Origin of the sequence: Mesobacillus boroniphilus JCM 21738 (assembly GCF_000517385.1) — a bacterium.
GTDB lineage: Bacteria > Bacillota > Bacilli > Bacillales > Cytobacillaceae > Mesobacillus > Mesobacillus boroniphilus.
In genome coordinates, this window is record NZ_BAUW01000130.1 from 1 (window position 1) to 7,972 (window position 7,972).

A 7,972-nucleotide genomic window follows, 5' to 3' on the forward strand; every position below is an offset into this window, starting at 1 on the left:
AAACTTTAATGCAACGCTAGTGAGGAAATTATAAAATATTTTCAATGTGGATAACTATCCAGGTTTTCTTAATCCAGCTCCAGCGCCTAGCCCCTCGATCGTTTGTCTAGTGTCGCCTCCTAGAAACTCCGAAACTTCAACACCGCCGGCAGAAGCAAAAAGCGCTTCTTTGTCGAAGTCTCCAGTTTCTTTGTTTCTGGACAGTCGGCTATACTTTTCGATTTCGGTCCGCCCAATGATGTCAAAGAACGACTTCACTGGTCGGCCCTCCAGCGCTTGTCGGGGCTGAATGAGGCGCTTGTGCTTTTTGTTTTGTTCCTTAAATTTCCGAAATCTGACAACAAAATGATTTACATACCGTTCCAAAAACATTATCATATTTAGTGTACCGAAATAATCGAGGAGCGAAATATAATGGCTCTATACCAGGAATGGGCGGCACAAATTAAAACCTATAATCGAAACATACGACTAACCTTCATAGCGAATATATTGACGCAGGTTGGCCTTGGGATCTTCATGGTCATCTATAACTTTTACATCAGGGAATTAGGCTATAATGAGCTTGTTAATGGAAAGGTCATTGCCATGACTTCGCTGGCAACTGCTCTCATTCTTATTCCGGCAGGGATCCTGAGTGATAAAGCAGGCAGGAAGAAGCTGATGCTGTATGGAGCGGTCGGAACAGGGTTGATTTTATTCACCCGGAGCATCGTTGAGAGTCAGTCACTATTAATTCTTTTTGCATTTGGAACAGGCCTCGCCTCAGCATTTATCCAGGTGTCCATTATTCCGTGGCTAGCGGAGAATTCGAAACCTGAACAGCGTGTGCATTTGTTCAGTATTCATTTTGCGGTGATGACGGGTGCCAATGTAATAGGAAGTCTTTTGGGCGGAATCCTCACAGATTTATTCGGCATGATGATCCCGGGGCTAGAAAGTATCAGATATACATTGATTATTGGATCGTTCTTGTTTTTGGCAGCTCTGTTTCCGATTATGAAGTTGAATGAAGACCGGCCACTTCGCATATCGGCTAGCGATATGAAAGGAAAAACAAAAGGAATCCCCCACAAAGCCAGCTTCAAAATCATCCTGATGTTTGCAGTTGCGCAATTGATGATCGGCTTCGGCGCAGGTTTGGTCATCCCATATTTGAACCTCTATTTCGCGGATCGGTTCATGGCTTCCAATTCATTGATTGGCTTGGTCATTTCACTAGGGCAGGGAGCCACAGCTGTTGCGATGATCATCGGTCCAATGGTCGTTCGCAGGCTTGGGGAAGTGAAGGCAGTGGTCGTGTTGCAGCTTCTGTCGCTGCCGTTTCTGCTGCTGACAGCGTACACACAGGATTTTTGGCTGGCCGCTTTAGGGTTTTTATTTCGCCAGGCGCTTATGAACGCGGGCAATCCAATCCAGATGTCGTTAATGATGTCGAAGGTTGATGATTCCATGAAGGGTTTGGCTAACTCTGTGAATCAAATGGTGTTTAATCTTGGCTGGGCCGTTATGGGTCCAGTGTCAACTGGAATCGTCTTGAAATATGGTTCCTATTGGGGATATGCAACTGTGTTTACCATTACTGCAGGTCTTTACTTAGTAGGATCCACGTATTTCTTCGTGGTTTTCAAAAGTATGGATAAGCCAAAATCCGGCAAGGTGATTACAAAACCAGCTTGATTACTGTATTTCTTTGGAAATATTTCTCGGGAAATGAAAGACGATGCCGAAATATCATGCGGCATTGTCTTTTTTTACGTTATTCACAATGTTAATTCCATATTCATCGTATTATTTGTCGAAGGGTTCTAACAGGTTTTTTTCTGACTACAAGGAATATGTATTATTAGGGAGATGATTGCATGCGGGAACGAATCGCCAGGTTTACGAATGAAATCGGGAATATGAAGCATGTTCAACAACTGGTAAACAAGCTGGACTTAATCTTAAAAATTGAAGCAGAGAGTGGTACCTTCTACTTGTCTTTCAAGAGTGGAAAGGTGGCAAGCCATGAAATCTGCATACATGCTGAATACACTGCAACGATTTCTGGAAAGGATATGCTTTTGGTTCAATTATTCGATGGAGATCTAAAACTGCGACAAGGAGTAAAAATGAATTATATCAGAACTGATTGTCCTTTTCGTGCCAATTGGTGCTGGAATCGTTATTTTATCTTGCAAGACCAATTCCTGTGTAATTTTTTATCTGAATAGTCTAAATATATTGACCGGGATTTCGCAATATGCTATTATCACTTTAACGCATTAAAAACGAAATTGAATATTCTTATCCAGAGAGGCAGAGGGACTGGCCCTATGAAGCCCGGCAACCGGTTGTGAAACACGGTGCTAATTCCAGCAGAGTGATTGCTCTGTAAAGATAAGGAGAGATGATAAATCACCCTCTTCTTAGGAAGAGGTTTTTGGGGTTCAGTTTTTCCGGAATTTATTTGATGGGAGAGATGGAGATGGCTAATGAGCAAAAGAGTTACAGAATAGAAACACTGGGAGTACATGGTGGTCAGTCACCAGACCCGGTAACAGGAGCGCGGGCAGTTCCGATTTATTCCAGCAATGCGTTCCAGTTTGAAAACACAGAACATGCGGCCGCCTTATTTGCGCTTAAGGAATCGGGCTACATTTATTCACGGATACATAATCCGACTGTTACTGCCCTGGAAGAAAAAGTAGCCTTGCTTGAGGGTGGTATTGGAGCTCTCGCGTTATCAAGCGGGATGTCTGCCATCACGATGGCGATTTTGAACATTGCGCATGCGGGTGATGAAATTGTTGCTGCATCAAATCTGTACGGAGGCACTTACAATCTATTTGCAGTAACCCTGCCGAAGTATGGAATAAAAGTCCATCTAGTTGATCCAGCTGATCCTGAAAATTTTAGAAAGGCGATTACTCCGAAGACAAAAGCGATCTACGCAGAAACAATCGGTAATCCAAGTCTCAGAGTATTGGACATAGAAGCTGTTGCGGAAGTTGCCCATGAAGCTGGTCTCCCGCTGATCATCGATAATACATTTGCCACTCCATATCTTTGCCGGCCAATTGAATATGCGCCGATATCGTTGTCCACTCAGCTACCAAGTGGCTGCTGGGTAATGGTACAGTCATGGGCGGGATTATTGTGGATGGAGGCAAGTTCGATTGGAAGTCGCCTAAGTTCCCGGGTTTTAATGAGCCGGACGCCAGTTACCATAATCTTGTCTATAGTGAGGCAATCGGTGCAGCGGCATTTATCGTAAAGGCAAGAGTCCAGCTGTTGCGTGACCTTGGACCGGCGATCAGTCCTCAGAGTGCCTTCCAATTCAATCTTGGAATAGAGACATTACATGTCCGCATGAAGGAGCATGTAGCCAATACACGTAAAATCGTAGATTACCTTGAATCGCATCCTGCTGTTACCTGGGTCAGCTATCCTGGCTATGAATCACATCCTGATAAAGATCTCGCGGATCGATATCTTCCAAAAGGAGCAGGGGCAGTGGTCATTTTTGGAATTGAAGGCGGCAGGGAAGCGGGAGCAAAGCTGATTAACTCATTAGAATTATGGTCACACGTCGCGAATGTCGGAGATGCAAAGAGCCTGATTATCCATCCAGCAAGTACAACACATCAGCAGCTGGATTCAGATGGTCTTAAAGCTGCAGGAGTTCCTGAAGATTTAATTCGCCTTTCAGTGGGAATTGAAAACGTTGAGGACATCATTGAAGATCTGGAGCAGGCAATCGAAAAGGCGACTGGAGTGCCAGGAATACCTGCTGGAGCTTAATATCCATAAACTCCCAAATGATATTTGAAAATAATTTTATTGACACTCTTTTTTACTCCGTGCTACAATCACACTCGTAACTTAAAACCGATTAGATAATTTAATAGCGTGCTCTTATCAAGAGAGGTGGAGGGAAGTGCCCTATGAAACCCGGCAACCGTCAGTAAGCATTGCTTGCTGAAATGGTGCCAATTCACACAAAGCGGATCGCTTTGGCAGATGAGAGAAAGGAATCCACTATTACTATGCCTTTCTGCTCACTTGCAGGAAGGCTTTTATTTTGCCCTTTTTAAAAAAATACTTAAAAAGTTATAGTCAAAAAGCTTGTTCGAAAAGAAACTTTGACAAGAGCACAATCATCTCCATTTAAGAAAGAGTCTATTACCCATTTTTGCTGGAGTTTGAATTTTTTTGGTTAGGGAATGGGAAACTAGATTGATAACCTTCTTAATTTTGAGGGGACTTTAACGGATTTAATAATTGTAGATGTAAAGAGGGGGAGTCAATTGATTACGATAAAAAATGCCAGAAAGATTTACCTTTCCAATAAGGGAGAGGTTAAAGCGGTAGATGATGTCAACCTTGAAGTCAAGGAAGGCGAAATTTATGGAGTCATCGGCTACAGTGGTGCCGGCAAAAGCACTTTGATCCGGATGCTGAATGGTCTGGAAATCCCAACTTCAGGGTCCATTGTGGTGGCAGGCAGGGAAGTCTCAAGGATTAAGGGAGCGGAACTGCGAAAGGCCCGCCAGGAAATCAGCATGATCTTTCAGCACTTTAACCTTCTCTGGTCAAGAACAGTAGCAGAGAATATCGCGTTTCCACTCGAAATTGCCGGATTTGCTAAAGCAGAGAGAGATAACCGGGTAAAGGAATTAATCGAACTTGTAGGCCTTGAGGCAGAGGAGATGCTTATCCCTCCCAGTTGAGTGGGGGACAAAAGCAGAGAGTCGGAATCGCCAGGCACTTGCCAATAACCCTAAAGTACTTCTGGGGGATGAAGCAACGTCTGCGCTTGATCCGCAGACCACTGACCAGATTCTTGATCTGCTTGTTGATATCAATAAGAGGCTTGGTCTTACGATTGTCCTGATCACGCACGAAATGCATGTTATCAGGAAAATCTGCCACCAAGTCGCCGTCATGGAAGGCGGGAAAATTGTTGAAACTGGACCAGTATTGGAAGTGTTCAAGAACCCGCAGCAGCCTATCACGAAAAGATTCGTCCATCAGGTGACAGAACCTGAGGAAACAAAGGAAACAGTTGATCACTTGCTTGAGCGATATCCGCATGGTCGCGTTGTCCAGCTGACATTCGTAGGCGAAGGTACCGAACAGCCGCTGATCACCAACTTGATCCGAAAGTTTTCGATAACGGTCAATATTGTACAGGGCAAAATTTCGCAGACACAAGATGGTTCATATGGAACTTTGTTCATCCATCTTGATGGTGAAGAGGGCGATGTGGCCCGGGCAATAGAGTATATTGGCCAGCATGAGGTCGGCGTGGAGGTGATTTCGAATGGCTGAGAAATTGTTTCCGCATGTCAACTGGGACCGGATGTGGGAAGCGACAGTTGAGACACTATACATGAGTGCCATCTCTGTTGTGGCTACCTTCATTCTTGGAGCCATCCTTGGACTGCTGCTCTTTTTGACCTCGAAGGGAAATATATGGGAAAACCAGCCGGTCAATTTAGTATTGAGTGCAATCGTTAATATTTTCAGGTCCATCCCATTCATAATCTTAATCGTCCTTCTGATTCCTTTTACAAAGTTCATCGTTGGCTCGATGATCGGGGAAAATGCGGCATTGCCAGCACTGATCATTGGATCGGCACCATTTTACGCAAGGATGGTTGAGATTGGCTTGCGTGAGATTGATAAAGGAGTCATTGAAGCAGCAAAATCTATGGGTGCCAAGACGACAACGATCATCTGGAAGGTGCTATTGCCTGAATCGATGCCAGCATTGGTTTCCGGAATCACGGTAACAGCAATCGCGCTAGTCAGTTACACGGCAATGGCTGGAGTAATCGGAGCAGGCGGTCTGGGAAACCTGGCTTATATGGAAGGTTTCCAGAGAAGCCGGAACGATGTCACCCTTATGGCGACCATCATTATTTTGATTATCGTGTTTATAATTCAGTTTGTTGGTGATTTCTTCACTAGAAAATTAGATAAAAGATAAAGGAGAGATTTGAATTGAAAAAATGGTTATTAGCTCTATTAACATTAGTTTTAACTGCAGGACTTGCTGCTTGCGGAACTTCTGAGGATAACACATCGGGAGAAGGCGGCAAGGAAGAAAGGGAAAAAATCGTCGTAGGTGCTTCTAACGTACCACACGCAGAAATTTTGGAAGAAGCAAAATCGCTGCTTGAAGAAAAAGGCTATGAAATGGAAATCAAGACTTTCAACGATTATGTTGTTCCAAACCAGGCACTTGATTCAGGAGAGCTTGATGCAAACTACTTCCAGCACATCCCTTACCTTGAATCGCAAATGGCTGAACACGGCTATAAGTTTGAAAATGCTGGCGGTATCCACATCGAACCCATCGGTGTCTATTCTCAAGAGCACACTACTTTGGACGATCTGCCAAAAGGTGCGCACATTATTATGAGCAGCTCGGTAGCAGACCATGGCCGTATCTTGACAATGCTTGAAAAAGAAGGTTTGATTACTCTTAAAGAAGGCGTAGAAAAAGTAAAGGCTACAATTGAAGATATCGCTGAAAACCCTAAAGAATTGAAGTTTGATACAGAATACGAAGCAGCGTTGCTTCCACAGATTTTCAACAATGGCGAAGGTGATGCCGTATTGATCAACTCTAACTATGCTATTGATGCTGGATTGAACCCATTGAAGGACTCAATCGCGATTGAGGAAAGCGATTCTCCATACGTGAACGTAATTGCTGTTCGCGAGGGGGATGCTGATAAACCGGCAATCAAGGCGCTGGTCGAAGTACTTCACTCAAAAGAAATCCAGGATTTCATTCTTGAAAAATATGAAGGTGCTGTAGTACCAGTAAAAGAATAATGGGATAAAAGCAGGCGTGCAGCCTGCTTTTTCTTTTTGCCGCATAACCGGCTGTGAAATTTAACATACTAACCGAGAAAAAAGCAGAATGGAGTGAAAGCAATGGAGCATCATTATGAACCTCGGAATTCAACAGAAGCAGCACTGCATGAATATAAGCAAGGCCTGGGTGTCTTTACGCAAAGAATGCCAGAGCTTGCCAGACATTATAATGCATTTACTGAAGTGTGTTTTCAGGAAGGAACTTTGACGCAAAAAGAAAAGCAGCTGATTGCCTTAGGGATTTCATTGTATTCACAGGATGAATATTGCATTATATATCATTTAAAAGGCTGCCTTGACAAGGGGGCAACGGAGGAGCAAATTTTGGAAGCGGTTGGAGTTACAGCTGCCTTTGGCGGCGGTGCGGCAATGAGCCAGGCAGTGACACTCGTCCAGGAAGCAATGGCGGAACTGAATACTTTGAAGCAGTAAAAGCTGTGTCATGCTGCAGAACTGGCTGTTAAATAACAAGAGAGGCTCCATTTGGGAGGATATTGCCAGTATTCTAAGAATGGCAGAGGTGAAGTCGCGTTAAGCCCCCTTACTCCATCACATCCAAAATTTAACGGTTTTAACCGCTTTGATAGTGGTAAATAAAAGGTGTTAAGATTGCACTATCAAAAAATCGCTTATTAAAGCGAAAAACCGAAGGGATGATTCACTATTAGTCAGCTAAAACTGAACTACACAAGTGAAATGGAAAAAGCGATGCATGGAGCTCACGGAATTAGTTACGAGGTATACAGCATGAACCATGACGCAAGAATGGAAGTCGAAAGAAAACGCGAAAAAGACTATATCAAAAGCCAACGGATGGTCGCAGACCTGGACAGAAAAGTTCACTCGTAAGCGACAGTATATATAATAAAAGAAATGTTTTGGGAACCAGTGTGATTTATGCACTGGTTTCTTTATTATTTGCTGTTGAATTAATGTGAGGGAAATCGGTTTTCTTAGATGTCCCTCTCAATCCGTTATTGTGACAGGTTTGGGGTGTTAGATCGAAAAGCTGTCAAGAAAAAGCCGTTATTGTGACAGGTTCGGGGTGTTAGGGCGAAAAGCTGTCAAGAAAAGGCTGTTATTGTGACAGGTTCGGGGT

General features: G+C 43.7%; 7 protein-coding genes, 2 pseudogenes and 2 riboswitches. Of the genes and pseudogenes, 8 read left to right on the forward strand and 1 reads right to left on the reverse strand.

Annotated features, from left to right (window positions below):
• Positions 1–54: 54 nt before the first annotated feature.
• Positions 55–258 (reverse strand): hypothetical protein, encoded by a 204-nt coding sequence (locus JCM21738_RS20135; protein ID WP_035210028.1) that lies wholly within the window; start codon positions 256–258, stop codon positions 55–57.
• A 156-nt stretch (positions 259–414) separates the two neighbouring features.
• Here JCM21738_RS20135 and JCM21738_RS20140 point away from each other — a divergent pair, with 156 nt between their 5' ends.
• The 8 genes and pseudogenes from JCM21738_RS20140 to JCM21738_RS27940 all read left to right on the forward strand — a co-directional run bounded on the left by JCM21738_RS20140 (position 415) and on the right by JCM21738_RS27940 (position 7,722).
• A complete protein-coding gene (locus tag JCM21738_RS20140; protein ID WP_023626556.1) occupies positions 415–1,680 on the forward strand; it encodes an MFS transporter in 1,266 nt (421 codons plus the stop codon).
• A 182-nt stretch (positions 1,681–1,862) separates the two neighbouring features.
• A complete protein-coding gene (locus tag JCM21738_RS20145; RefSeq protein ID WP_035210029.1) occupies positions 1,863–2,216 on the forward strand; it encodes a hypothetical protein in 354 nt (117 codons plus the stop codon).
• 70 nt (positions 2,217–2,286) lie between these two features.
• A riboswitch (SAM riboswitch) is annotated at positions 2,287–2,389 on the forward strand.
• Between the two features lie 81 nt (positions 2,390–2,470).
• Positions 2,471–3,786, forward strand: a pseudogene (locus JCM21738_RS20150) (O-acetylhomoserine aminocarboxypropyltransferase/cysteine synthase family protein).
• 111 nt (positions 3,787–3,897) lie between these two features.
• Positions 3,898–4,012, forward strand: a riboswitch (SAM riboswitch).
• 280 nt (positions 4,013–4,292) lie between these two features.
• Positions 4,293–5,316 (forward strand): annotated as a pseudogene (locus JCM21738_RS20155) (methionine ABC transporter ATP-binding protein).
• The gene (locus tag JCM21738_RS20160; RefSeq protein WP_023626560.1) at positions 5,309–5,977 is read left to right on the forward strand and encodes a methionine ABC transporter permease; all 669 of its coding nucleotides are present in this window, start codon (positions 5,309–5,311) and stop codon (positions 5,975–5,977) included. Before JCM21738_RS20155 ends, JCM21738_RS20160 begins: the two are co-directional and overlap by 8 nt.
• A 14-nt stretch (positions 5,978–5,991) precedes the next feature.
• Positions 5,992–6,831 (forward strand): MetQ/NlpA family ABC transporter substrate-binding protein, encoded by an 840-nt coding sequence (locus JCM21738_RS20165; protein WP_023626561.1) that lies wholly within the window; start codon positions 5,992–5,994, stop codon positions 6,829–6,831.
• 102 nt (positions 6,832–6,933) lie between these two features.
• Entirely contained in the window at positions 6,934–7,305 is a 372-nt protein-coding gene (locus JCM21738_RS20170) for a carboxymuconolactone decarboxylase family protein (protein WP_023626562.1), read from the forward strand.
• Positions 7,306–7,581: 276 nt separating this feature from the next.
• Positions 7,582–7,722, forward strand: coding sequence for a YuzK family famiily protein (locus JCM21738_RS27940; protein WP_500778557.1), 141 nt, complete (start codon positions 7,582–7,584; stop codon positions 7,720–7,722).
• Positions 7,723–7,972 lie beyond the last annotated feature (250 nt).

Excerpts from the sequence above, each read along its gene's own strand:
- JCM21738_RS20140 (WP_023626556.1), top strand. The coding sequence starts at position 415 with ATGGCTCTATACCAGGAATGGGCGGCACAAATTAAAACCTATAATCGA.
- JCM21738_RS20145 (WP_035210029.1), top strand. The coding sequence starts at position 1,863 with ATGCGGGAACGAATCGCCAGGTTTACGAATGAAATCGGGAATATGAAG.
- JCM21738_RS20160 (WP_023626560.1), top strand. The coding sequence starts at position 5,309 with ATGGCTGAGAAATTGTTTCCGCATGTCAACTGGGACCGGATGTGGGAA.
- JCM21738_RS20170 (WP_023626562.1), top strand. The coding sequence starts at position 6,934 with ATGGAGCATCATTATGAACCTCGGAATTCAACAGAAGCAGCACTGCAT.
- JCM21738_RS27940 (WP_500778557.1), top strand. The coding sequence starts at position 7,582 with ATGCATGGAGCTCACGGAATTAGTTACGAGGTATACAGCATGAACCAT.